This window comes from Mycobacterium sp. NGS45 (assembly GCF_059812645.1).
Genome location: NZ_JCALDB010000007.1, coordinates 121,967 through 145,830, shown reverse-complemented (window position 1 = coordinate 145,830; position 23,864 = coordinate 121,967). Strand labels below are relative to the sequence as shown.

The 23,864-nt window shown below is 67.5% G+C and carries 25 protein-coding genes; 10 read left to right on the top strand and 15 right to left on the bottom strand.

Annotation, left to right across the window (positions count from 1 at the left end; all coding sequences use genetic code 11):
• Positions 1-29: 29 nt before the first annotated feature.
• A complete protein-coding gene (locus AC5Y3P_RS08835; RefSeq protein ID WP_500045525.1) occupies positions 30-581 on the bottom strand; it encodes a restriction endonuclease in 552 nt (183 codons plus the stop codon).
• Between the two features lie 43 nt (positions 582-624).
• On the opposite strand from AC5Y3P_RS08835, the gene AC5Y3P_RS08830 reads away from it, so the two are divergent.
• Together AC5Y3P_RS08830 and AC5Y3P_RS08825 are read left to right on the top strand one after the other, a co-directional pair.
• A complete protein-coding gene (locus tag AC5Y3P_RS08830; protein ID WP_500045524.1) occupies positions 625-1,248 on the top strand; it encodes a TIGR03085 family metal-binding protein in 624 nt (207 codons plus the stop codon).
• A 138-nt stretch (positions 1,249-1,386) separates the two neighbouring features.
• Positions 1,387-1,767 carry a hypothetical protein gene (locus AC5Y3P_RS08825; protein ID WP_500045523.1) on the top strand — a complete coding sequence of 127 codons (381 nt, stop codon included), beginning with the start codon at positions 1,387-1,389 and terminating at the stop codon, positions 1,765-1,767.
• Positions 1,768-1,933: 166 nt separating this feature from the next.
• Here the strand turns inward: AC5Y3P_RS08825 and AC5Y3P_RS08820 are convergent, their stop codons facing one another.
• A complete protein-coding gene (locus tag AC5Y3P_RS08820) occupies positions 1,934-2,125 on the bottom strand; it encodes an Rv3202a family protein (protein ID WP_500045522.1) in 192 nt (63 codons plus the stop codon).
• A 200-nt stretch (positions 2,126-2,325) separates the two neighbouring features.
• Between AC5Y3P_RS08820 and AC5Y3P_RS08815 the strand changes: the two genes are divergently transcribed.
• Genes AC5Y3P_RS08815 through AC5Y3P_RS08805 form a run of 3 tightly spaced genes read left to right on the top strand, consistent with a single transcriptional unit; the run spans position 2,326 to position 4,137 of the window.
• Complete coding sequence (locus tag AC5Y3P_RS08815; protein ID WP_500045521.1) at positions 2,326-2,760, top strand: ATP-binding protein; 435 nt, start codon at positions 2,326-2,328, stop codon at positions 2,758-2,760.
• 53 nt (positions 2,761-2,813) lie between these two features.
• The gene (locus AC5Y3P_RS08810; RefSeq protein ID WP_500045520.1) at positions 2,814-3,536 is read left to right on the top strand and encodes an RNA polymerase sigma factor SigF; all 723 of its coding nucleotides are present in this window, start codon (positions 2,814-2,816) and stop codon (positions 3,534-3,536) included.
• A 40-nt stretch (positions 3,537-3,576) separates the two neighbouring features.
• On the top strand, positions 3,577-4,137 hold the full coding sequence (locus AC5Y3P_RS08805; protein ID WP_500045569.1) for a nucleotidyltransferase family protein: 561 nt from the start codon (positions 3,577-3,579) through the stop codon (positions 4,135-4,137).
• Between the two features lie 403 nt (positions 4,138-4,540).
• On the opposite strand, the gene AC5Y3P_RS08800 is transcribed toward AC5Y3P_RS08805, so the two are convergent.
• Both AC5Y3P_RS08800 and AC5Y3P_RS08795 read right to left on the bottom strand, forming a co-directional pair.
• The gene (locus AC5Y3P_RS08800) at positions 4,541-5,524 is read right to left on the bottom strand and encodes a malate dehydrogenase (protein ID WP_500045519.1); all 984 of its coding nucleotides are present in this window, start codon (positions 5,522-5,524) and stop codon (positions 4,541-4,543) included.
• Positions 5,525-5,586: 62 nt separating this feature from the next.
• Positions 5,587-5,898: a hypothetical protein gene (locus AC5Y3P_RS08795; protein ID WP_500045518.1), complete on the bottom strand. Its 312-nt coding sequence runs from the start codon at positions 5,896-5,898 to the stop codon at positions 5,587-5,589.
• Positions 5,899-5,991: 93 nt separating this feature from the next.
• Here AC5Y3P_RS08795 and AC5Y3P_RS08790 point away from each other — a divergent pair, with 93 nt between their 5' ends.
• Positions 5,992-6,744: an SDR family oxidoreductase gene (locus AC5Y3P_RS08790; protein ID WP_500045517.1), complete on the top strand. Its 753-nt coding sequence runs from the start codon at positions 5,992-5,994 to the stop codon at positions 6,742-6,744.
• A gap of 31 nt (positions 6,745-6,775) precedes the next feature.
• Here AC5Y3P_RS08790 and AC5Y3P_RS08785 read toward each other — a convergent pair whose 3' ends face one another.
• The 7 genes from AC5Y3P_RS08785 to AC5Y3P_RS08755 form a co-directional block, all read right to left on the bottom strand.
• On the bottom strand, positions 6,776-8,569 hold the full coding sequence (locus AC5Y3P_RS08785; RefSeq protein WP_500045516.1) for an acetyl/propionyl/methylcrotonyl-CoA carboxylase subunit alpha: 1,794 nt from the start codon (positions 8,567-8,569) through the stop codon (positions 6,776-6,778).
• A 161-nt stretch (positions 8,570-8,730) separates the two neighbouring features.
• Complete coding sequence (locus AC5Y3P_RS08780; protein WP_500045515.1) at positions 8,731-9,147, bottom strand: SufE family protein; 417 nt, start codon at positions 9,145-9,147, stop codon at positions 8,731-8,733.
• Positions 9,144-10,031, bottom strand: a complete 888-nt coding sequence (locus tag AC5Y3P_RS08775; RefSeq protein WP_500045514.1) for a sulfurtransferase — start codon at positions 10,029-10,031, stop codon at positions 9,144-9,146. The genes AC5Y3P_RS08780 and AC5Y3P_RS08775 overlap by 4 nt, the downstream gene beginning before the upstream one ends.
• Positions 10,032-10,090: 59 nt before the next feature.
• Positions 10,091-10,723, bottom strand: coding sequence for a Maf family protein (locus AC5Y3P_RS08770; RefSeq protein ID WP_500045513.1), 633 nt, complete (start codon positions 10,721-10,723; stop codon positions 10,091-10,093).
• Complete coding sequence (locus AC5Y3P_RS08765; RefSeq protein ID WP_500045512.1) at positions 10,720-10,998, bottom strand: acyl-CoA carboxylase epsilon subunit; 279 nt, start codon at positions 10,996-10,998, stop codon at positions 10,720-10,722. The genes AC5Y3P_RS08770 and AC5Y3P_RS08765 overlap by 4 nt, the downstream gene beginning before the upstream one ends.
• Positions 10,999-11,078: 80 nt before the next feature.
• Positions 11,079-12,707, bottom strand: coding sequence for an acyl-CoA carboxylase subunit beta (locus AC5Y3P_RS08760; RefSeq protein ID WP_500045511.1), 1,629 nt, complete (start codon positions 12,705-12,707; stop codon positions 11,079-11,081).
• A gap of 173 nt (positions 12,708-12,880) precedes the next feature.
• A complete protein-coding gene (locus AC5Y3P_RS08755) occupies positions 12,881-15,868 on the bottom strand; it encodes a hypothetical protein (RefSeq protein WP_500045510.1) in 2,988 nt (995 codons plus the stop codon).
• A 587-nt stretch (positions 15,869-16,455) separates the two neighbouring features.
• Between AC5Y3P_RS08755 and AC5Y3P_RS08750 the strand changes: the two genes are divergently transcribed.
• Complete coding sequence (locus AC5Y3P_RS08750) at positions 16,456-16,974, top strand: PH domain-containing protein (RefSeq protein WP_500045509.1); 519 nt, start codon at positions 16,456-16,458, stop codon at positions 16,972-16,974.
• Here AC5Y3P_RS08750 and AC5Y3P_RS08745 read toward each other — a convergent pair.
• Complete coding sequence (locus tag AC5Y3P_RS08745) at positions 16,929-17,615, bottom strand: GtrA family protein (RefSeq protein WP_500045508.1); 687 nt, start codon at positions 17,613-17,615, stop codon at positions 16,929-16,931. The genes AC5Y3P_RS08750 and AC5Y3P_RS08745 overlap by 46 nt on opposite strands.
• A 67-nt stretch (positions 17,616-17,682) precedes the next feature.
• On the opposite strand from AC5Y3P_RS08745, the gene AC5Y3P_RS08740 reads away from it, so the two are divergent.
• The 3 genes from AC5Y3P_RS08740 (at position 17,683) to AC5Y3P_RS08730 (ending at position 20,749) form a co-directional block, all read left to right on the top strand.
• Complete coding sequence (locus AC5Y3P_RS08740) at positions 17,683-18,921, top strand: 5-(carboxyamino)imidazole ribonucleotide synthase (protein ID WP_500045507.1); 1,239 nt, start codon at positions 17,683-17,685, stop codon at positions 18,919-18,921.
• Entirely contained in the window at positions 18,914-19,417 is a 504-nt protein-coding gene (gene purE, locus AC5Y3P_RS08735; protein ID WP_500045506.1) for a 5-(carboxyamino)imidazole ribonucleotide mutase, read from the top strand. The genes AC5Y3P_RS08740 and purE overlap by 8 nt, the downstream gene beginning before the upstream one ends.
• A gap of 162 nt (positions 19,418-19,579) precedes the next feature.
• Entirely contained in the window at positions 19,580-20,749 is a 1,170-nt protein-coding gene (locus tag AC5Y3P_RS08730) for an acyl-CoA dehydrogenase (RefSeq protein WP_500045505.1), read from the top strand.
• 1 nt (position 20,750) lies between these two features.
• Here the strand turns inward: AC5Y3P_RS08730 and AC5Y3P_RS08725 are convergent, their stop codons facing one another.
• Genes AC5Y3P_RS08725 through AC5Y3P_RS08715 form a run of 3 tightly spaced genes read right to left on the bottom strand, consistent with a single transcriptional unit; the run spans position 20,751 to position 23,839 of the window.
• Positions 20,751-21,554 carry a biotin--[acetyl-CoA-carboxylase] ligase gene (locus AC5Y3P_RS08725; RefSeq protein WP_500045504.1) on the bottom strand — a complete coding sequence of 268 codons (804 nt, stop codon included), beginning with the start codon at positions 21,552-21,554 and terminating at the stop codon, positions 20,751-20,753.
• A gap of 59 nt (positions 21,555-21,613) precedes the next feature.
• Entirely contained in the window at positions 21,614-22,324 is a 711-nt protein-coding gene (locus tag AC5Y3P_RS08720; RefSeq protein WP_500045503.1) for a TIGR03089 family protein, read from the bottom strand.
• 42 nt (positions 22,325-22,366) lie between these two features.
• A complete protein-coding gene (locus tag AC5Y3P_RS08715; protein ID WP_500045502.1) occupies positions 22,367-23,839 on the bottom strand; it encodes an LCP family protein in 1,473 nt (490 codons plus the stop codon).
• Positions 23,840-23,864: the final 25 nt, after the last annotated feature.

The following is a 23,864-nucleotide window of genomic DNA, read 5'->3' as shown; positions in this document are numbered from 1 at the left end:
ACTCAATGCAGCTTGGGTAGCACTGCGCCTCACTGCGCAGCTTGCGCGGCACTACGCCGCAAGATGCGCCGCAACTGAGCCAGGTCCGACCCGCCGACCAGCAGGCAGCCGTGTCGCTCGGCAAGGCGGTGCGCGGCCGGGGTGAACGTCTGGTTGGACACCACCATGGTGTGGGCGCAGTCGTGCATGGCCGCGCCGGCCACCACCTCTTGCACGGCGCCGGGGCCGACCGGCCGGGCCTGCCGCTTGCATTGAATGGCAAGACGATTGGGCCGTCGTCCCGCGATCAGGTCGACCCCGAAATCGCCGGACAGCGCCGTGGTCATCACCGGCAACCCACTGCTGCGCACCACCTGCGCGATGTGGTCTTCGAATTCGGTGCCGGACATCTCCGCCTTCGAGAGGTGCAGCAGTTCGCGTCGACTCGGCGTCCGCAGTCCCCGTAGGAATGCCGGCGTCATCGACACCAGCGTCGGCGCGCCGATGCCGGCCGCCAGACTCCACCACGGCCCGCCGCCGTAGGCGTAGCCGGCCACCCCAGCGACGGTTCCCAGCGCCAAGAACCACTTCACCCGGGACACGCTCGAGATCGTAGAGCCGGCCACCGACATCTATCGTGAAGACATGACCGTGGCCAAACGAGAACGCGCCGCTCTGGTGACCACCTTGCGCTCGGCTGACCCCGACGCGCCCACCCTGTGTGAAGGCTGGACCGTGCGCGATCTGACTGCACATCTGGTGCTGCGCGAATACCGACCCGACGCCAGTGCGGGCATCGCGATCGCGCGGTTCGCCGACTACACCGCCAAGGTGCAAGACCGGATGGCCGCCGAGAGGTCGTACGCCGAGCTGGTGGACAAGGTCGCCGACGGTCCACCGCTGTACTCGCCGTTCAAGCTGATCGACGCCGTCGCCAACCCGGTCGAAATGTTCGTCCACAACGAAGACGTCCGACGAGCCCAACCCGGTTGGCAGCCGCGCCCGCTCGATGATGCGACCTCGGCTGCGCTGCTGCGGCCGTTGAAGTTGCAGGGCAAGATGATGGTCGGCAAGGTGCCCGCCCGGTTGACGTTGCGGCTGCCCGACGGCACCGACGTGCTGACCACGGGTTCGGGCCCTGCGGTCACGGTGACCGGTGATGCCGGGGAGTTGATCCTATTCGCGTTCGGCCGCAAGGAAGTTCGCGTCGAGTACGACGGCGATGAGGCGGCGGTGGCCGCGGTCAAGGACTCCAAACGCGGTATCTGACCTGGGCCGGCGAGTCGCGCCGGCGCCCGAGCTCACACGCGAGCGATTGCGGCAGCGTCTGACACCGCGAGGCCCAGCGAAACTGCATTCCACCGGGCAGGTTGGCGTCGTTTCGGCAACCCGGGGACAATGGCAGTCATGACCGAGCCCGAAGCACCTCGTCCCGGCGGAGACAATCTAGGTCGTGAGGACAGCTACACCCGCGCGGCCATTCGCTTCGGTCTGATCGGCACCATCATCGGCGTCGGGGTCCTGATCATCGCCGCGTGGCTGGTGAGCAGCTGCGGCGAGGCCACCGACACCGCGATGTGCGGCACACCGGCGCGCCTGGCTTTAGGTGCCGCTGCTCCGGTGGTGCTGTTCATCTTCGGCGCCACCGCGTTCTGGCGGACCTACCGGGTCTGGAAGACCCGCGGCACCTGGTGGGGCTGGCAGGGCGCGGGCTGGTTCTTGATGATGGTCATGCTGATCACCCTGACCATGGGCTTCCCGGCGATGGCCGGCCCCGTTCTCAACTAGCCCACTCGTAGCTCAGCGGTTTCGCTCTACCATCTCCTTCCCGCTCTACGGGCCTGAAGAGCGGGACGGAGACGGAAGAGCGAATAGCGGTAGGCACCCGAAGAGCGGGACGGAGACGGAAGAGCGAACAGCGGTGGGCACCTGAACAGCGGCAGGCACCTGGGATCTAGCGTGCTTCGTCGGGGTCGGGCAGGTCCACGATCACCTGCTGGTCCTGCCAGTCGGCAGGATCGGCCTCCATCGGGGCGGGCGAGGCGGGGTCGGTGCCCTCGTGGTCGTCGTCGCCGTTCAACCGCTGGTCGACGGCGTCGGCCTCGGGCACGTCATCGGGAAACACGGCATCGTGGGGCACGGACATCGGGTTGCCTCCTCGCAGTGAGCTGAAACACCTGTCGCCGGCCAAGGTTTGACCATTGACAATCGGTGGGTATCCGGACCTCACCATGATCTCATCGACGACAGGTTGCGATATCAATGCGCTATGGCTCGGGTGCTTGCGTGGCTGACGCGGGCCGTCGCTGGGGTAACCTCAGTCCGATATCGCCGGGAGGCCAGCACATGTCGAACAACGGAGGCGCACGCCGCGTGGGCCCGCAGGGTCCGCGTTCCATCGAGATCCGCATTGCCGCGCAGTTGGAAAACCTCGCTGTGCTGCGCACCATGATCGGCTGCGTCGGCACCTTCGAAGACCTCGACCTCGACGCCGTCGCCGACCTGCGGCTGGCCGTCGATGAGGCCTGTACCCGACTGATCCGATCCTCCTCGCCCGAGGCCACCTTGGTCGTGGTGCTCGACCCGCGCGACGACGAGATCGTCGTCGACGTTGCCACCACCGGGCTGGCCGAAGGCGCCGAACTGATCCCCGAGGGCAGCTTCAGCTGGCATGTGCTGACCTCGCTGACCGACGACGTACACACCTTCGAGGATGCCGACGGAGCCGGCTCGGGGGCGGGGATCTCGATGTTGACGAGACGAGCGAGTTCCGCCCGGTGAGCCCCCGCGCGTCACGGTCACGCTCGACTTCGGAGTACGCCGACGTCCCCGATATGTTTCGGGAGCTGGCGCAGCTCGAGGAGGGCTCGGCGGCGTTTCAGCGACACCGGGACACCATCGTGGAGCGCTGCCTGCCGCTGGCCGATCACATCGCCCGCCGGTTCGACGGCCGCGGCGAGTCCCGCGATGACCTGGTTCAGGTCGCGCGTGTCGGCCTGGTCAATGCGGTGATCCGCTACGACGTCGAAACCGGCTCGGACTTCGTGTCTTTCGCGGTGCCGACGATCATGGGCGAGGTTCGTCGGCACTTCCGGGACAACAGCTGGTCGGTGAAGGTGCCGCGTCGGCTCAAGGAACTGCATCTGCGGCTGGGGACCGCGACCGCTGAGTTGTCGCAGCGGCTGGGTCGCGCCCCGACCGCCAGCGAGTTGGCCGCCGAACTCGAACTCGACCGCGAAGAGGTGGTCGAGGGCCTAGTGGCCGGCAGCTCCTACAACACGCTGTCGATCGACAGCGGCGGCAGCGGCGACGAGGACGCTCCGGCGATCGTCGACAAGCTCGGCGACATCGACACCGCGCTGGACCAGATCGAGAACCGGGAAGCGCTGCGTCCGCTGCTGCAGACGCTGTCCGAACGCGAACGCACCGTGGTGGTGCTGCGGTTCTTCGAGTCGATGACGCAGACCCAGATCGCCGAACGAGTTGGGGTATCGCAGATGCACGTCTCGCGGCTACTGGCCGGCGCGCTGGGCAAGCTGCGTGAACGCCTCGAATAGGCCCGCCGCCGAGCATGTCTCCGATGCCGCGTCCGGGGCCATCCGGCACCATGGGTCCTCGGCGCGGGCGCGGGCGATCGGCATCCTGCTGGCGGCCGGCGCCGGGACCCGCTATGGACAGCCGAAAGTTCTTGCTGAAGACGGTGATTGGCTGGCCAAAGCCGTCGCAGCGCTGAGCGAGGGCGGCTGCGACGACGTCGTCGTGGTGTTGGGGGCCGCGCGCCCGCCGGTCCCGGCCCCCGCCAGAGCGATCCTCGCCGAGGACTGGCAGCAGGGGATGTCCGCCTCGCTGAAGGCCGGACTGCGGGCCGCCGATGGCACCGACGCTGATTACGCGGTGCTGCATGTGGTCGACACCCCCGATGTCGGCGCCGACGTCGTCGCCCGAGTCCTGCAGGCCGCCACCCAGACCGGCCTGGCCCGCGCCACGTTCGGTGCCCGCCCCGGCCACCCGGTGGTCATCGCCCGCCGCCATTGGCAGCAAGTCAGCGCTACAGCACGCGGCGACCTAGGTGCCCGCACCTTCCTCGAAAACCGCGACGACGTCGTCGCCGTGGACTGCGCCGACCTCGCCGGCGGCCACGACATCGATCAACGTTAGGCCGGATCGCGCGCGGGACGGCGACTGCGCAACGGCCGGAGCGTGGTCGATCCGGCCAGATCGGGGAGTTGGTGTGTTCTCTCTGGATTGCTATGGGCCAGTCCAACACCATGGCTGTGAATTCGCCGCCGGCCGACGAATTCACAGCCACGGTGTTGGGCTCGGCCTCGCCACCTACATCACGGCTGCCACTGCGTAGGTCTCACGCCCGCCGGCAACCCTGAGGTCGGGCCCGCGCCTAGCACCGAAATCGGTCATGCCGGGCAGAAAGAAATGGCACAACGCCGAGGATTGCAGTCACTATCGAGCCAGGATCCTCGGCATAAGTGCCAGGCGGCCAACGGGCCAGCGGCCAACGGGCCAGCGGCCAACGGCCAACGGGCCAACGACCAACGGCCAGCGGCTAGAGCAGTCCCAGCGCGGCGACCGCGTCACGTTCGGCCCGCAGTTCGGCCACCGAGGCGTCGATGCGACTGCGCGAGAACGGATTGATGTCCAAGCCCTCGACGATCTCCCAGCGCCCGCCGACCGAGCGGCACGGGAACGAACACACCAGCCCCTCGTCGACGCCGTACACCCCAGGCGACGGCAGCGCCACCGAGGTCCAGTCGCCTGACGGCGTGCCGTGCACCCAGTCGTCGATGTGGTCGATCGCGCCGTTGGCCGCCGAGGCCGCCGACGACGCCCCGCGCGCCTCGATGATCGCGGTGCCCCGGCGGGCCACGGTGGGGATGAAGTCGTCGGTGAGCCAGTGCGTGTCGGCGGCGTAGTCCGCACCGGAACGCCCGGCGACCACAGCGTGGAAGATGTCCGGGTACTGGGTGGGCGAGTGGTTGCCCCAGATGGTCATCTTGGAGATCTCGGTGACCGGCACCTTGGCATGCCGGGCCAGCGCGGCCACCGCCCGGTTGTGGTCCAGCCGGGTCAGCGCGGTGAACCGCTCGGCCGGAATGTCGGGGGCGTGCGCGGCAGCCACCATGGCGTTGGTGTTGGCCGGGTTGCCCACCACCAGCACCCGAACGTCCGAGCCGGCGCCGTCGTTCAACGCCTTGCCGGCCGTGGCGAAGATCTGCGCGTTGGCCGAGAGCAGGTCGGCGCGTTCCATGCCCTTGCTGCGCGGCTTGGCACCGATCAGCAGCGCGACGTCCACACCGTCGAACGCCTTGACCGGATCGGCATGAATTTCGGTGCCGGCCAACAGCGGGAAGGCGCCGTCGTCGAGTTCCATCACCACGCCCTCGGCGGCGCGCACCGCGTCCGGCAGCTCGAGCAGGCGCAGGATGACGGGAGTGTCGTGGCCCAGCATGGCGCCCGCGGCGATCCGGAACAGTGCGGCGTAGCCGATCTGGCCGGCCGCCCCGGTGACGGTGACGATCTGAGGTTGCATGAGCCCCACACTAGGGGAGCGGCGTCAACGGTCAGCCCCGCCAGCCGAACGTCGGATGAACATCACAACGAATCGGCGAACCGGCGCACCGAGTCGGCGGCGGCCTGGGCGGCCTCGGTGTGGCCGGCACGGGCGCGCGCCTCGATCGCCCCGCTGGCCGGGGTCAGCGCGACTTCGGCGAGCATCTCGCCGGTGGTCGGTTCGCATACCGCCCAGGTGTAGCGCCGGTCGGTGTCCCAGTCGCGTTCGGATTGCGCGACGTAGTCGTCGTCGGTGCTGCCCAGGTCGGCCAGCGCCGGGCGGTCGTCCATCCGCTCGTCGGCGCGCAGCGCCCGCAGATACCAGTTACCGGCATTGATTTCGACGGGTTGCATACCTGTCAGGGTTGCACATCGCCAAGCCGGGAATTCAGGCCCCGGCGAGCGGGGTTCGGTAAGACAGTGAACGTCGATGAGAAGGAAGAAATCATGAAGATCACAGTGATGGGGGCCAGTGGCCTGATCGGCAGCAAGGTCGTCGAGATCCTGAAGGCCGGTGGCCACGACGTCGTCGCCGCATCCCGCGGCTCCGGCGCCGACGTGCTCACCGGCGAAGGCCTCGATGACGCGCTCGCGGGCGCCGACGTGCTGGTCGATGTCACCAATTCGCCGTCGTTCGAAGACGATCCGGTGCTCGACTTCTTCACCACGGCCGCGACCAACCTGTCCGCGGCGGCCAAGGAGGCCGGCGTCGGGCACTATGTGGCGCTGTCGATCGTCGGTGTGGACGACATCCCGGACAGCGGCTACATGCGCGCCAAGGTGGCCCAGGAACGGGTGATCAAGGATTCCGGCCTGCCCTACACGCTGATCCGGGCCACCCAGTTCATCGAGTTCGCCGAGTCGATCATTGCCTCGCTGACCACCGGCGACCAGGTCCGGGTGCCGGACGGCCGGATCCAGCCGGTGGCCGCCGAGGAAGTCGCTCAGCGGGTCGCCAAGGCCGCCCAGGAACAGCCGGTCAACGGCGCCATCGACTTCGGCGGACCGGACAAGATCCCGTTCGCCGACCTGGCCCGGGCACTACTGGCACGCAACAACAACACCGTCGACGTCGTCGTCGACCCGGACGCCACCTACTTCGGCGCGCACGTCAATGCCGACACCTTGGTCACCAAAGACGGTGCCGAGTTGGGGACCACAGCCTTCCGACGCGAGAAGCCACTTTTCCGCGCGCCGTGACGGGCGGAAAAGTGGCTTCTCGACGGAAAAGCTAGTCCTTGATCTCGCAGACCACGGTGCCCTGCGTGATGGCAGCGCCGGCCTCGACCGCCAGGCCGGTGATGGTGCCGTCCTTGTGCGCGGTGACCGGGTTCTCCATCTTCATCGCCTCGAGCACCACGACCAGGTCGCCGGCGGCGACGGTCTGGCCCTCTTCGACGGCGACCTTGACCACGGTGCCCTGCATGGGCGCGGTGACCGAGTCACCCGAGGCGGCCGCACCGCCGCCGGCGCCGCGCTTGCGGGCCTTGGGCTTCTTGCGGACCGCGCCGTGCGTGGCGCCGCCGTTGCCCAGGGCCATATCGCCGGGCAGCGACACCTCGAGCCGACGGCCGCCGACCTCGACGACGACCTTCTGCCGCGGCTCGGACTCCTCGGCGTCCACGGCACCGCCGCCGGTGAATGGCTCGACGGTGTTGTCCCACTCGGTCTCGATCCAGCGGGTGTGCACGTCGAACTTGTCGCCGTCACCGATGAAGGCCGGGTCGGAGACCACGGCGCGGTGGAACGGGATGACCGTGGCCAGGCCCTCGACGTTGAACTCGGCCAGCGCGCGGCGCGAACGCTCCAGCGCCTCGTCGCGGGTGGCGCCGGTGACGATCAGCTTGGCCAGCATCGAGTCGAACTGACCGCCGATCACCGAACCGGACTCCACGCCGGAGTCCATCCGCACGCCCGGGCCGGTCGGGGCCTCGAACTTGGTCACCGGGCCGGGGGCGGGCAGGAAGCCGCGGCCGGCGTCCTCACCGTTGATCCGGAACTCGAAGCTGTGCCCACGCGGGGTGGGGTCCTCGGTGATGTCGAGCTTCTCGCCGTTGGCGATCCGGAACTGCTGGCGCACCAGGTCGATGCCGGAGGTCTCCTCGGTGACCGGGTGCTCCACCTGCAGACGGGTATTGACCTCCAGGAAGGAGATCAGGCCGTCCTGGCCGACCAGGTACTCGACGGTGCCGGCACCGTAGTAGCCGGCCTCCTTGCAGATCCGCTTGGCGGACTCGTGGATCTCCTTGCGCTGCGCGTCGGTCAGGAACGGCGCCGGGGCCTCCTCGACCAGCTTCTGGAAGCGGCGCTGCAGCGAGCAGTCACGGGTGCCCGCGACGACGACGTTGCCGTGCTGATCGGCGATCACCTGCGCCTCGACGTGGCGCGGCTTGTCCAGGTAGCGCTCGACGAAGCACTCACCGCGACCGAACGCGGCCACGGCCTCGCGGGTGGCCGACTCGAACAGCTCGGGGATCTCTTCGAGGGTGCGCGCGACCTTCATGCCGCGGCCACCGCCACCGAAGGCGGCCTTGATCGCGACCGGGACGCCGTACTCCTGGGCGAAGGCGACGACCTCGTCGGCGTCCTTGACCGGGTCCGGGGTGCCGGGCACCAGCGGGGCCTTGGCCTTGGCCGCGATGTGCCGGGCGGTCACCTTGTCGCCGAGGTCGCGGATGGACTGCGGGGACGGGCCGATCCAGATCAGCCCGGCGTCGATGACGGCCTGGGCGAAGTCGGCGTTCTCGGACAGGAAGCCGTAGCCGGGGTGGATCGCGTTGGCGCCGGACTTGGCGGCGGCGTCCAGGATCTTCTCGAAGACCAGGTAGGACTCGGCTGAGGTCTGGCCACCGAGGGCGAAGGCCTCGTCGGCGAGCCGGACGTGCGGGGCGTCGGCGTCGGGCTCGGCGTAGACCGCCACACTCTCGAGGCCGGCATCCTTGGCGGCCCGGATCACCCGGACGGCGATTTCGCCGCGGTTGGCGACGAGCACCTTGGAGATGGTCGAGCTGGCGTGACTGGGCACGTGGCCTCCTGGGGGCAGGTCTCTAAGAAATGTCTTTAAGAATGTATCGGGGGAAGTTTATGCCCCGCGAACCCGGGTCCGTACATCCGGTGTCGCTTACCGGCGGGTAAGTATTTCGGGTCGTGGTCGGGGCGGGCCGAGACGGGTTTTCCCTACACCCGTCAGGCCTCCTGCAAACGCCGTTTGATCCGGGTGAGCATGGCCGACAGGCCGCGGATTCGCAGCGGGCTGATCAGCTTGGCCAAGCCCAGGGCGGCGTAGAAGTCATCCGGCACGGCCAGGATCGCCTCGCGGGATTGACCGTCGAGTCCGGCGGCCAGGATCGACGCGAAACCGCGGGTGGTCGGGGCTTCCGGGGGCGCACTGAAGTACAGCCGCACCGCCGCCGGGTCAGCGGCATCGACGTGCAGAAACAGCGGCGACTGGCACTCCGGCACCGGCTCCATGGCCGCCTCCTCGAGGTCGGCCGGCAACGGCGGCAACTCCTGGGAGAACTCCAGCAGCAGCTGCAGCTTGTCCTGGCCGTCGACCTCGGCGAAGTCGGCGACCACCTCGGCCAGCGGCGCCGGCATGGTCATGGCGCGCCGGGCTGTTCACCGGTGACGATCGGCACCCGCACGGTGTTGCCCCATTCGGTCCAGGAGCCGTCGTAGTTGCGCACGCCTTCGACGCCCAGCAGGTAGGTCAGCACGAACCAGGTGTGGCTGGAGCGCTCACCGATGCGGCAGTAGGCGATGACCGGGTCCTCGGAGTCGCGAGCGAAGGCGTAGATCTCCTCGAGTTCGGCGCGGCTGCGGAACCGGCCCTGCTCGTCGGCGGCCTTGGCCCACGGCACCGACACCGCCGAGGGAATGTGGCCGCCTCGCAGCGCGCCCTCTTCGGGGTAGTCGGGCATGTGGGTGCGCTCGCCGGTGTACTCCTGCGGCGAGCGCACGTCGATCAGGGTGGTGGCGCCCAGGCCGGCCAGCACGTCGTCCTTGTAGGCCCGGATCGGGGCGTCGTTGCGCTGCACGACTGGGTAGCCGGTGGAGGTCTTGTGCGGCACGTCCAGGGTGGTGTCGCGGCCGTCGGAGATCCACAGGTCGCGCCCGCCGTTGAGCAGGCGCACGTCCTCGTGGCCGAACAGGGTGAACACCCACAGTGCGTAGGCGGCCCACCAGTTGGACTTGTCGCCGTAGATCACCACGGTGTCGTCGCGGCTGATGCCCTTGCGGTCCATCAGGGCCGCGAACTGCTCGCCGTCGATGTAGTCGCGCACCGCCGGGTCGTTGAGGTCGGTGTGCCAGTCGATCTTGACCGCGCCGGGGATGTGGCCGACGTCGTAGAGCAAGACGTCCTCATCGGATTCGACGATGGATAGGCCCTTGCTGCCCAGGTGCGCCGACAGCCAGTCGGGCGTCACGAGGCGTTCCGGGTGGGCGTAGTCCTTCAGGGCGGGGCTGGGATCTGCAGGAAGAGGCACGGGTCTGAGCCTACCGCCAGGCCGTACCGACCTGTCGGTCAGACGACCGTGCTGCCGAGCTATCCCGACGATGACCAGATCGCGGAAGGGCGGACCGCCAAGCGACCGAGCAGCTTGTGGGTCAGCGGCAGGCTCAACCCGATCACATTCGACGGATCGCCCTCGATTAGGTCGACGAACCAGCCCCCCAGTCCGTCCAAGGTGAAGCCGCCGGCCACCCCCAGTGGCTCCCCTGAGGCGATGTAGGCGTCCAGATCCTCTGCTGACAGAGTGCCGAAATGAACTGTGGTCGACGCTGTTTCGGATTCGACCTGAACGACAGCGCCGTCGGACATCCGGATCACGCAGTGCCCGGTGAGCAACTCACCCGAGTGGCCGGCCATCTGCTGCCACTGTGCGCGAACTCGCTCCGGGGTGCCGGGTTTGCCGCACAGCTGCCCGTCGAGCAGCAGCATCGAATCACAGCCGATCACAACGCAATCGGCAGCCAGCCCGGCAGGAACCCGAGCGGCCACATCGTCGGCCTTGGCCTTCGCCAACTCCCGCACCACCTCGGCAGGGGAGGAACCGGCGTGCGCGGAAATGACGGCATCCTCGTCCACCTCGGAGACGATCACCACGGGTTGCACGCCCGCGTTGCGTAGCACCGAAAGTCGGCCCGAGGAGGCCGAACCCAGGATCACCCGGGTCATCGGCGCATGTGGGTCCGTTCCAGCAGCGTGACGCGCTGCCAGCTGAACACCGAGTAGCGCAACTTGTCCACCGGATGCCCCCACGGGTTGAGTTCCTGCGGGCCCGGCGTGTGCTGACCACCGCCGGCCGCGGCCAACACGGTGGCCAACGCGGCCACGTCGGCGTCACTCGGGTTGCCCTTGAGTACCTGGATCAGCGGCGGCGCCGGGCTGGGATCGTCGATCGTCAGATCCCGCGGGTCGCTGACCTCGGTGATGTCGGCGTCGTGCTCCATGGCAGGTGTTCCTTACCGATTTCGGCGCGCCAACTGACGGTGTGTGGCCGGTGCGCCGAAATCACAACGGGGAAAAGGGCTTACAGTGGGATGTTGCCGTGCTTCTTCGGCGGGCTCTGCACGATCTTGCGCTCCAGCAGTCGCAGCGCGGTCGAGATGTAGCCGCGGGTGTGCGAGGGCGGGATCACCGCGTCGACGTAACCACGCTCGGCGGCCACATACGGGTTGACCAAGGTGTCCTCGTAGTCCTGCTGCAACTCCAGGCGCAGCGCGTCGACGTCGCGGCCCTCGGCGGCGGCTTCCTTGAGTTGGGAGCGGTAGACGAACCCGACCGCGCCGGAGGCGCCCATCACCGCGATCTGCGCGGTCGGCCAGGCCACGTTGACGTCGCAGCCCATGTCCTTGGAACCCATCACGCAGTACGCGCCGCCGTAGGCCTTGCGGGTGATCACGGTGACCTTGGCGACGGTGGCCTCACCGTAGGCGTAGAGCAGCTTGGCGCCGCGGCGGATGATGCCGTTGTACTCCTGGTCGGTGCCGGGCAGGAAGCCGGGCACATCGACCAGCATCACGATCGGGATGTTGAACGCGTCGCAGGTCCGGACGAACCGGGCCGCCTTCTCCGAGGCGTTGATGTCCAGGCAGCCGGCGAACTGGGTGGGCTGGTTGGCCACGATGCCCACCGGGCGCCCGTCGATGCGGCCGAAGCCGACCACGATGTTCTGCGCGTAGCCGGCCTGGATCTCCAGGAACTCCTCGTCGTCGAGGATCCGCCGGATCACCTCGTGCATGTCGTAGGGCTGGTTCGGCGAGTCCGGGATCAGGGTGTCCAACTCGAGGTCCTCGGGGGTGAGGTTGTCCTCGATCGCGCCCGCGTGCGGCGGGGCCGGGTAGCGCGGCGGCTCGGCGTAGTTGTTCGGCGGCAGGTAGCTGAGCAGGTCGCGGACGTACTCCAGGGCGTCCTGCTCGCCGGAGGCGACGTAGTGCACGGTGCCGGACTTGGACATGTGCGTGTGCGCACCGCCGAGCTCCTCCATCGTGACGTCCTCACCGGTGACGGTCTTGATGACGTCGGGGCCGGTGATGAACATCTGGGAGGTCTGGTCGACCATGACGACGAAGTCGGTCAGCGCCGGCGAGTAGACGTGCCCGCCGGCGGCAGCACCCATGATCAGCGAGATCTGCGGGATCACGCCGGAGGCCTGGATGTTGTTGTAGAAGATCCGGCTGTACAGGCCCAGCGAGACCACGCCCTCCTGGATGCGGGCGCCGGCGCCGTCGTTGATGCCGATCAGGGGACGGCCGGTCTTGATGGCCAGTTCCTGGACCTTGACGATCTTCTCGCCGTACACCTCGCCGAGTGAGCCGCCGAAGACGGTGGCGTCCTGGGAGAACAGGCACACCTCGCGGCCGTCGATGGTGCCGTAGCCGGTGACCACGCCGTCGCCGACCGGGCGGTTCTTGTCCATGCCGAAGTTGTTCGAGCGGTGCTTGGCCAGGGCGTCCATCTCGACGAACGAACCCTCGTCGAGCAGGGCCAGGATGCGCTCGCGGGCGGTCAGCTTGCCCTTGGCGTGCACCTTCTCCACGGCGGCCTCACCGACCGGGTGCAGCGTCTCGGCGGCGCGCCGGCGCAGGTCGGCCAGCTTGCCGGCGGTGGTGTGGATGTCGGTCTCGGCGGACTGCTCGGGCTCGGTGACACTCGTCATGGGAGTTGATGTTAATCGGCGGGGGCGCTGCCGTGACGGGTGGCCCTTACTTTTTCCTTAATGTGTCGGAGCGCGCCCTGCGGATCGACCGGCTGAGCCGAAATTCTCGCCTGAGCCGCAGAAGGGGCCCCTGCAAGAGCAGGGGCCCCTTCATGGTGTTGGCGGTCGTGCGGTCAGCTCTCGTCGCCCGAGCCGCCCTCGTCCTTGTTGTCCTTCTTCTGGAAGGTCTTCTTGACCTTGTTCACGCCGTTGTCGATGTCCTTCTGCAGCCGCTTGGCCCGGTTCTCGACGTTCTTGCCGATCTGCTTGGCGGCCCCGCCGAGGTCGCCCTTGCCGGCCAGATCCGTCACGGCCTTGGTCCGACTCTGAGCTCCGGCGATGCTCTTCTCGGTCTTGGCGATCCGCTTGTCGGCTCGGGCCTGCAGGTCACCGCCGGCCTTCTGCAGTGTCCCCGCCGGATCCTTCGTCAAGGCATCGGCGAGTTTCTTGCCCTGTCCGCCGGTGACCGACGCGTCCAGGTCCTCGACGCCCTGGTTGATCGCCTCGACGCCCTGCTGGACCGATTTGAGTGTCTTACCGACCGAGGTCTGGACGCCGGCCAGCCTCTCTTGTTCGTCGGGGTCGTCGGTCTTGATCAGCTGGGGCAGTCCGTTGCTGACGGCCACCAGCGTGTCACCCACGGCGTCGCCGATCTGGGCGCTCACCTTGGTGATCGCCTTGCCCGGCTCATCGAGGACGCTGCTGACCTCCAACACATCTGCCTCGTCGACGCCGAGGCTGCGGAGCAGCCGGGTGATGGTGCCCTGCAGGGCGCTGGTGAATCCGATGCCGAAACCCTGCCCGGCCGCGGTGATCAGGTCGCCCTGCAGGCGCGCGATCTCCGACTGACTCAGCGTCTGGGTACCGAACAGGGTCGGGTTGTGCATCTCCATGTAGGTGCGGTCGTAGGCCACGAACTCCTTGCCCGCGTAGAACTCGCTGTCGTAGTAACCGCTCTCCAGCTTCTCCGGCGTGACGACGTCGGTGTAGCCGATGTTCACCAGGATCTTGGCCAGCGGCTCGAGTGAATCGGCCAGCGGAGTCTCCACTTGCTCACCGGTGACTGTGCTGATCAGATTCGCCGGCAGCCGCAGCGGAGCCAGCAACGGGAGGCCGTTGGTGGTCAGCGTCGCGTAGTAGCTGCCGGCGTCCGGCTCGCCTTTGGGCACTGCGTAGAAGGTCAGACCTACCCCGGCGTTGCTCTGTCCTTGGCTCGCGCCGAGCAATTCATTGGCCATGTTCACCAGGAACAGCGACGACATCGCCGAGTTGGCCCATGCGATCGGATTGGCCGTGACGGGGGCATCGGAGAGCAGGTCATAGGCCCAGGTGGCGTCCGCCTTCACGGTGACGACGAGCTTTTCACCGTTGGCCTTGTTCATCAGGGTGATCAGGTCGCCGAGGCCGTTGATGTCGAATTCGATGTCGTCGGTGTTGCCGGTGAGCAACTTGGTGACCAGTTCCGGATCCACATCCTTGGGCAGGATGTCGGTGCGTTCCGGGGTTACCGGGTTGATGCCGGTGAGCTGCTCGTAGATCGGTGCGAACCGGGAATACAGCCCGCCGTTCGGCCGGCCCGGATTGCGCAGTAGCGCCAATCCGACGAGCGTGAAATCGATGACGCCGCCGGGCGTGATCTTGGTATCGAGATCAGACGCGTCGACCGTGGGGACCGGCCCATCCAGGTTCACCTCGTTGGGGAGGGGATATTCCGAGATCCCGCCAGTCTTTTTGTCCTGGAATTTGACGACCGGGTTGCCGTCCCCATCCGACAGGATTTCCAGGTACCGGCCTTCGGTACGGGCCGGACCGGCCGTGAGGGTGCCGTCGTTGATATCAGCGATGAATTGCCGGTAGCCCTCGCCGATCGCGATGTTCCCGTCGCCATAGCCGATCAGATTCACATTCTGGATATAGGTGGTCCAGTTGAGAAGCGGCGCGAGGATCGACAGCCTCTGCCAATCCAGATCGGAGACGTCGATGTTGCCGAGATCCGAGACGTCGGTGACGCCGAGGACTTTGGCCAGGTAGAAGAGGTCGCGCGAATCCATGCCGTCGAGATTGATCTCGCCGCCGTTCAGCAGCGGTTCCAGGCGGGCGAAATACTCGGTGGGCGAACCCCATTGGCCGGACACCTCGGTCGACCAGTAAGCCTCCGGATTCATGATCGGGTACTCGACCTGGTGCTGCTTGGGAATGTCACTTTCGGCCATGGCGGCCTCGGCTTGCGCGTCCCAATTCGTGTCGACGACGTCCGCCGGCGTGAACGTGTGGTCCATGGTGACGGGATAGCTGTCAGTGGAGCCGCCGTACACGTAGGTCCAATGTCCACTGAGAGGCCATGGTTTCGGCACTTTGATGGTGTAACTGGGGATCTCGTAGGTGACGTTGAAGGTGACGGGTCCGGTGTATCCACTGTCGCCGTGGATGAACGCCTGCGCCTTTTCGACGGTGTTGAAGGGGTTTTGTACCGTAACGACCTGGGTGTCGAGCGTCAGCGTTCTGGAACCGCAATCCACGTAGTTGCAGACCCTGTAGCCAAAGATCTCGGCGTCGTAGGCGGGGTTAGCCATCGTGGGAGTGACTTCGATGTCCAATGTCGGGCGACCGGCGAGTTCTTCGACGCCCTCTTCCATGGCGATTCTGCGCGCTTCATCGTAAGCCGACTGCCACGCCGGGTTGTCTTCCCATCGAAGTTCCGTTTCGCCGGTGTCGACTGTCCCGGCGGGGTGGTGGGACTGATCTTCGAACGGGATGTACCAGGTGTTCCACTCCGGCCGCAGCGGCACGCCGCCGGTGCCCCAACCGACCAGCGGATTCTCGTCCTGCTTGGCGAGCATGTCGTAGACGTTCTGTGCGCTGGTGCTCGACGGCGCGACGATGCCGCCGTCGATGCCGATCGTTGAAGTCAGCCAGTCCGGCAGTCCGATGATCTGGGTGTTCGATTCGGCCATCAGCGCGATCTGCGCTCGAAGTTCGTGGAACTGCTGCTTGGTGATGGCGACCTGCCCGCCCGCCAGCACCTGTGGCGCGGCAGTGGCGCCGATACCGACCGCCAACGTGACTGCTGCCCCTGCGATCGCGGCCTTCTTGGCACCGACCCGGCGAAAGCACTCCCCCATGGATCCCCCTCAGTATTTTATTAGTCCGCTACTGGGCAATTCTCAGTTAGCTGAGAGCGACGCTAGCACGGTGATGCGCGTCCCGCGCGCCAATTGACGGGGCTGAAGGTCGTGTCTTCCTGTGGGGCCGGATCGTGGGCAGCTGTTCTGCGTCCGGCGCCTGGTCTGGTGCCCGTGGGCGGCTCTGCTTGCGAGCCGACCGGGCCTCGTCGCGTACCGGAATCGGCGGTCGACAAACCCGCCAGTTTTAGTCATTGATCCTGCCGAAGGCTGAATCATGTTTGAATCAACAATATTCGAATCGCCGCGGTCGGCCACTGAGGCGCGCAAGCAGGCGATACGCCAGACTGGGCGTCACTTCAGGGGGGCATGCTTCCAGTCCGACCGTGGCGATGATCGGGTGCGCAGTCAATGCCGATCCGACTCCGTTGCGTGGAGTGTTCTGCAGCGGAGTCCGCTGTGTCCGCAGTCTTTGCGGCAGCGGCGTCGGCGCGGCAGCCGGGCCCGGGTATTGTTTGCTAGTGCAAGGAGCTGTGCTCGCGTTCGGATTACTCGACCGTGGCGCCTAACCTCGTTACGCTTTCTCCGTGGGATACCCCGACAACGTCCTGGCCCGTGACGAGCAGGTGGTGTTGCACCGGCATCCGCACTGGAAGCGCCTGATCGGACCGCTGCTGATCCTGCTGGTCGTCACCGCCCTGGCCAGCTTCGGTGCGGCCTACGTCAGCACGCTGACTTGGGCCGACAACGCCAAGCTGGTGGTCTCGTTGGTGATTCTGGCCGTCTGGCTGGTGATTGTCGGCTGGGGGTCGCTGTGGCCGTTTCTGACCTGGTGGACCACGCACTTCGTGATCACCGACCGTCGGGTGATGTTCCGGCACGGCTTGTTGACCCGCAGCGGCATCGACATCCCGTTGGCGCGGATCAACTCGGTGGAGTTCCGGCACGGCCTGGTCGACCGGATGCTGCGCACCGGCACCCTGATCATCGAATCAGCGAGTCAGGATCCGCTGGAGTTCTACGACATTCCGCGCGTCGAGCAGGTGCACTCCCTGCTCTATCACGAAGTCTTCGACACGTTGGGCTCGGAGGAATCGGCCAGCTGACGCGCGGCCCGGCGGCGCATCGCGCGGCGAAGCGGAGTGACGTTTTCGCCCAGCTTGACCGCGTCCTCACCCAGGTGCTGAGACTCGTAGCGGTCCTCGAGCGCTTCGGCGATACCGCCACCGGTCAGCGCTTCCAGCGCCTGAGCGGGCTTGCGGCCGTTCTCGTCAGGGAACACATAGCGGCGGAAGGCCCAGAACCGGAACGCCATCTGCAGCAGGTTGCCCAGGATATAGGCCGAGATGAAGTCGGCGATGTTCTCGGTGGCCAGCGAAACCTCGGGCACGCGCAGCATCAGCACATAGCTGGACACCCACAACGGAGCCATCGACAGCAGCACGCCGATCCCGCTGACCCCGAAGAACAGCAGCGCCTCGTGGTGGCGCTCACGGCCACCACGGTCGCGGAAGCTCCACTCCCGATTCAGGATGTAGGACGCGATCACGGCCACGATGCCGGCGATGATCTTGGCGGTCACCGGCTTGGGCTCGAGGATCGTCAGCTTCAGCGAATAGAAGATCGCCATGTCGATGACGAACGTCGTCGCACCGACGATGGCGAACTTGATGAACTCATGGTGCCGTTCGGCGAACGGACGGATCGGTCCCGGCAGGCGGGCGATCGTGGCATCGGCGAAGGACACGAGTATCCAGTGTACGGAAACATGCTGGGCAGTACTTAATCGTCGGGCTTTAGTGGCGCATGCCACCATGGTCAGCGTGCCGATTCCCCCTGCAACACGTTCCTCGGCGGCCGTACCCGTCGTGGCTATGGTCGGCGGCGGCCAACTGGCCCGGATGACCCATCAGGCCGCCATCGCGCTGGGCCAGACCCTGCGCGTGCTGGCCGTCGACCCAGCCGACCCGGCCGCCCAGGTCAGCCCCGACATCGTGCTGGGTTCGCACACCGACTACGACGCACTGTGCCGGGTCGCCGAGGGTGCCACCGTGCTGACCTTCGACCACGAGCACGTGCCCACCGAGCACCTGGAGAAGCTGGTGGCCGCCGGCGTGACCGTCGCGCCGCCGCCGCAGGCCCTGGTGCACGCCCAGGACAAGCTGGTGATGCGGCAGCGACTCTCGGCGCTGGGGGCGCCGGTGCCGCGGTTCGCCGAGGTGCACACCGCCGACCACGCCGAGGAGTTCGCCCGCGCGGCCGGCGGTCCGGCGGTGATCAAGACCATCCGCGGCGGCTACGACGGGCGCGGCGTGGTGATCGTCGACGACGCCGAGGCGGCCCGCGACGCAGCCGCCAGGTACCTCGACGACGGCGTTCCGATCCTGATCGAGGACCGGGTGCCGATGCGCCGCGAGCTTTCCGCGTTGGTGGCCCGTTCAGCGTTCGGGCAGGGCGCGGCCTGGCCGGTGGTGGAAACCGTGCAGCGGCAAGGCATCTGCGTCGAGGTGATAGCCCCCGCCCAGGAGCTCTCCGACGAACTCGCGGCCAGCGCCCAGCAGCTGGCGCTGCGGCTGGCCGACGAACTGGGCGTGGTGGGGGTGCTGGCGGTGGAACTGTTCGAAACCCACGACGGGAAGATCCTGGTCAACGAACTGGCGATGCGTCCGCACAACTCCGGGCACTGGACCATGGACGGCGCGGTCACCAGCCAGTTCGAGCAGCACCTGCGCGCGGTCCTGGACTATCCGCTGGGTTCACCGGCGCCGACCGCGCCGCTGACCGTGATGGCCAACGTGCTGGGTGCCCCGGAAATCCCGGCGATGAGCGTCGACGAGCGGGTGCACCACCTGTTCGCCCGGCTGCCCGAGGCCAAGGTGCACCTGTACGGCAAGGGCGAGCGCCCCGGCCGCAAGCTGGGGCACGTCAACGTCGTCGCCGCCGGGGAGGACCTGACCAGCGTGCGGGAGCGTGCGCAGCGGGCGGCACACTGGTTGTCGCACGCGCAGTGGACCGACAACTGGAACGAGCATGGGACCGGTATCGATGAGTAAACCCCGGGTGGGCCTGATCATGGGCAGCGACAGCGACTGGTCGGTGATGGCCGATGCCGCCACCGCGTTGGCTGAGTTCGAGGTCCCGTTCGAGGTCGGCGTGGTCTCCGCGCACCGCACCCCGGCCCGGATGCTCGACTACGCGCAGAGCGCCGCCGACCGCGGCATCGAGGTGATCATCGCCGGTGCCGGCGGGGCCGCGCACCTGCCCGGCATGGTGGCCTCGGCCACCCCGCTGCCGGTGATCGGCGTTCCGGTGCCGCTGGCCCGGCTCGACGGCATGGATTCGCTGTTGTCGATCGTGCAGATGCCGGCCGGCGTGCCGGTCGCCACGGTGTCCATCGGCGGGGCCCGCAACGCCGGGTTGCTGGCGGTGCGGATCCTCGGGGCCACCGACGAGGCACTGCGCACCAAGATGGTGCAGTACCAGGCGGACCTGGCAGAGATGGTGCTGGAGAAGGACGCGGCGCTGCGCGAGAAGCTGCTGGGGGAGTAGACCCGAGCGAGTCCCGCTGCTCAGCAGCGAATCGTCGAGATGCTGTCCTGCCTGTTTGCCCGCGACCTACGCTGGGTTCATCGAGTCGGCGAGCGCCAGGATTTCGTTTCGGTCAGGGCTCTCGAGTAAAGTTACCGACGAGTAGCTTGAGGAGGCGTCACCATGGCCAGTTGGGCAGGAAACCCGTCGTTCGATCTGTTCCAGTTGCCCGACGAGCATCAGGAACTGCGGGCCGCCATCCGCGCGCTCGCCGAGAAGGAAATCGCTCCGCACGCCGCCGACGTCGACGAGAACGCCCGCTTCCCGCAGGAAGCCCTCGATGCGCTCAACGCGTCGGGCTTCAACGCCGTGCACGTGCCCGAGTCCTACGGAGGCCAGGGTGCGGACTCGGTGGCCGCTTGCATCGTGATCGAAGAGGTCGCCCGGGTCGACGCGTCGGCGTCGCTGATCCCGGCGGTCAACAAGCTCGGCACCATGGGCCTGATCCTGCGCGGCTCGGATGAACTCAAGGCCAAGGTGCTGCCCGAGATCGCCGACGGCACCGCGATGGCCTCCTACGCGCTGTCCGAGCGGGAAGCCGGCTCCGATGCTGCCGCGATGCGGACCCGGGCCAAGGCCGACGGCGAGGACTGGATCCTGAATGGCACCAAGTGCTGGATCACCAACGGCGGCAAGTCTTCCTGGTACACCGTGATGGCGGTGACCGATCCGGACAAGGGCGCCAACGGCATCTCGGCGTTCATGGTGCACGTCGACGACGAGGGCTTCACCATCGGGCCCAAGGAACGCAAGCTGGGCATCAAGGGCTCACCGACCACCGAGTTGTACTTCGAGAACTGCCGGATCCCGGGGGACCGGATCATCGGCGACCCGGGCACCGGCTTCAAGACCGCGCTGGCGACCCTGGATCACACTCGCCCGACCATCGGTGCGCAGGCCGTCGGCATCGCGCAGGGCGCCTTGGACGCGGCCATCGAATACACCAAGGACCGCAAGCAATTCGGCAAGTCCATCAGCGACTTCCAGGCCGTGCAGTTCATGCTTGCCGACATGGCGATGAAGGTCGAAAGCGCGCGGCTGATGGTCTACACCGCGGCTGCGCGCGCCGAACGCGGTGAAGGCAACCTGGGCTTCATTTCCGCGGCCTCGAAGTGCCTGGCCTCGGATGTGGCCATGGAGGTCACCACCGACGCCGTGCAGCTGTTCGGCGGGGCCGGCTACACCGTCGACTTCCCGGTGGAGCGGATGATGCGCGACGCCAAGATCACCCAGATCTACGAGGGCACCAACCAGATTCAGCGCGTGGTGATGAGCCGCGCACTGCTGCGCTGAGCTACTGCTGCTTGCGCAGGTGGGTGATGTCGCCGGCGGCCACCGTGTGCCTGTCGGTGCCGTCGTCGATGACCAGCCGGCCCAACTGGTCGATGACGGCTGCGGTGCCGGTCAACTCCTGCCCACCCGGTAGCTGCGCGCGCACCTGCGCGCCCAGGGTCACGCTCAGGCGGCGGTAGTCCTCGCGCAGTCTTTGGTCCGCGCCACCGTTTTCGCGCCAGTTCTCGATGCGCTCGGCGAGGTTGTCGAGGATCTTGGCGGCCAACACCGTCCGATCCACATTCCGGTGGCCGAGCATGCTCAGCGAGGTCGCGGTGTCCACCGGGGCCTCCTCGGCGGTCAGCGACACGTTCACCCCCAAGCCGATCACGATCACCGACTGCGGTGCGGCCACCTCGGCCAGGATGCCGGCCAGCTTGCCGCCGTCGACCTCGACATCGTTGGGCCACTTCAAACCCGGCTGCACACCGGTGATCTCGTTGATGGCGTCGGCGACCGCGACTCCGGTCAGCAGCGGCAGCCAACCCCAGGCGTCCGGCTGCACCCCGTTGACGTCGACCCCGACCGACAGTGCAATTTGCGCGCGCGCCGGGGTGGCCCAACTGCGCCCGTGCCGGCCGCGTCCGGAACTCTGCTGCTCGGCCAGCAGCGCATGCCCGGCGATCGACTGCCCGGCCGCGGCGCGGGCCAGCAGATCGGCGTTGGTGGAACCGGTGTCGGCGACCACGTCGATGCGCGGCCAGTCTTTGCCGGCCAGTTCACGCAGCCAGCCGGCCTTCAGTGGCGGGCGTTCTTCGATGCTCACAGGCGAACCCTAGCGTCGACCGGCCGGCCGTGGGCGGTAGGGCGGCTCGCGCGCCGAGGTCAATCCAGCGTCTTGGTGACCTTCTCGGTCTGGATGCGCCGCTCGCGCGCCGCCGGATCCGGATTGACCACCTGCACCAGCGAGGCGCCGACCGCCAGCACCGAGACCAAATTGGTGACGACGTCGTCGGCGCCGGCCCAGCTGCGCGACGACAGCACCCGATCGGTTGCGTCGATGCCCTGGTCTCGAGCGGCCGCACGGGCGTCGTCGAGCACCTGGGCCACCGAGCGGCCGTGCAGCGCCGGGCCGGGGGAGCGTTCCGGGACGATCTGGTCGCCCTGGGCGCGCACCGCGGTGGCGTAATCGGTGATGCCGACCGGTAATTCGTCGAGGCCGCGGCCGAACGCGTCCAGCGACAGCGCGGCGATCTCACCCATCCCGACGGCAGCGTCGGCGTCGTCGAGCCGCTCCTGGGTGCACAACGCGACGTCCCCCTCGCCGTCGAGCAGCGCTTCGGCGCCGATCCACCAGATGCCGAGCAGCACCGCCAAGGTCTGCCAGTGCTCGGGCAGCAACACCACCACACGGGTGCCGGGGCCGGCGCCCAGCTCGTCGCGCAGCAGGTTGGCGGTCTTGGCCGCCCAGTTGGCCAGGGTGGCGGTGGACAGCTCGACGCGTTCGCCGGTGCCGTCGTCGTAGAAGGTGATGCGCGGGCCGGCGGGGTTGTCGCGCAGCAGCGGGTCGAGCAGTTCGCCTGTCAGCGTGGCCATCGCACCATTGTGGCCTGTTGCGTTCGGCGCTGGAGGTTCAGGTCAGTTGACGCACTTGGGGTCATCGGAGCCGGCCGTGATGATCGGCGACGGCGGCGGGGGACTGGTGATGTCGAGCGCGGCGGTGCTGGACAGGTCGCTGCCGGTGTACTCCGGGAAATCTTCCAGGCCCGAGCCGGGGCCGGTGTAGTCGTCGGCGAGCACCACGTGCACGGTGCCTTCCGGGACGGTGGAGTCGGCTTCCACCGGCAGGCCACCGAGATCCTCGGCCACCCGGGTGGCGCCGCGGTCCTCGGCCGAGGCGGCCAGCACCTTGGATTCCGACACCTGCCCGCTCTCGTAGTTGGCGACATGACCGGCGAGGAATCCCTTGCCGCTCAACGCTTGTGACACCGCGGCGGCCAGACCGTTGACCTCGGAGGCGTTATACACGTCGACCGTGGTGTCCGACGGGTTGTAGGCGATCTCCTCGGTCTTGCCTTCCTCCTGGTCGTGCAGCAGGCTGGTCACCCAGTCCTTGACCTGGTCGTCGTCGATGCGCACCACCGACTGCATGCCGTCGTCGCTCCAGCCGGCCTCGTCGAGCACCGGGATGGTGGCGAACGCGACGGAGCCGGCGGCCAGCTTCTGCAGCTGGTCGATGAAATTCATGATGTCCCAGCCGTCGGAGAGCACCACCGAACGCTGCACGGCCTCCTCGAGCCGGTTCAGCCGCGTCGGGCTGGACAGCGTCTTACCGGAGATCACCTTGTGCGCCAGGTTGGCCATCACGACCTGCTGACGCACCACCCGGTCCAGGTCGCCGCGCGGCAGGTCGTGGCGTTGCCTTACGAAGCTCAGGGCTTGCGCGCCGTCCAGGGTCTGCCAGCCGGCGGCGAAATCCGCGCCCGAAAGAGGTTCGTAGACATCCTCTTTGAGGCACACGTCGACGCCGTCGAGGGCGTCGGTGATCAGCGCGAAGCCGAGCAGGCCGATCTCGGCGTAGTGGTCGACGGTGACGCCGGTCAGTTTGGCGACGGTCTTGATCAGGGCTTCCCGGCCGGCTTCGGCGCCGCGCTTCTCACCTTCGGCCGGGTCCATGCCGTCCTCTTCGATGAGCTGCTTCATGGTGCTCAACCGGGCATCGCCGTAGACGCCGTTGATCTTCATCTTGCCCTCGTCGTCGGGCAGTTCGACGTAGGTGTCGCGCGGGATGGAGATCGCGGTCGCCGACTTCCCGTTGTTGGGGATGCGGATCAAGATGATGGTGTCGGTGTTGGTGGACTCGTCGTCGCCGACCCGCAGGGTTTGCAGTTCCTCCTGGCTGAGCGGGTTGCCGTGCGCGTCGGTCCGGCTGTCCACGCCGACCAGCAGGATGTCGATCGCGCCGTCTTCGCCGCCACCGCCGAGCGCGGCCGTGCTGATGTGGTTGATGCCGCCTTCGAACGAGCGGATCTTGCTCCAGGCCACCCCGGTGACCAGCACGATCGAGACCGCGATCACGGTGGAGACGACGCGGCTCACCCGAAATGGCATTGCCTCAGGCTACTGGCGCGCGCGC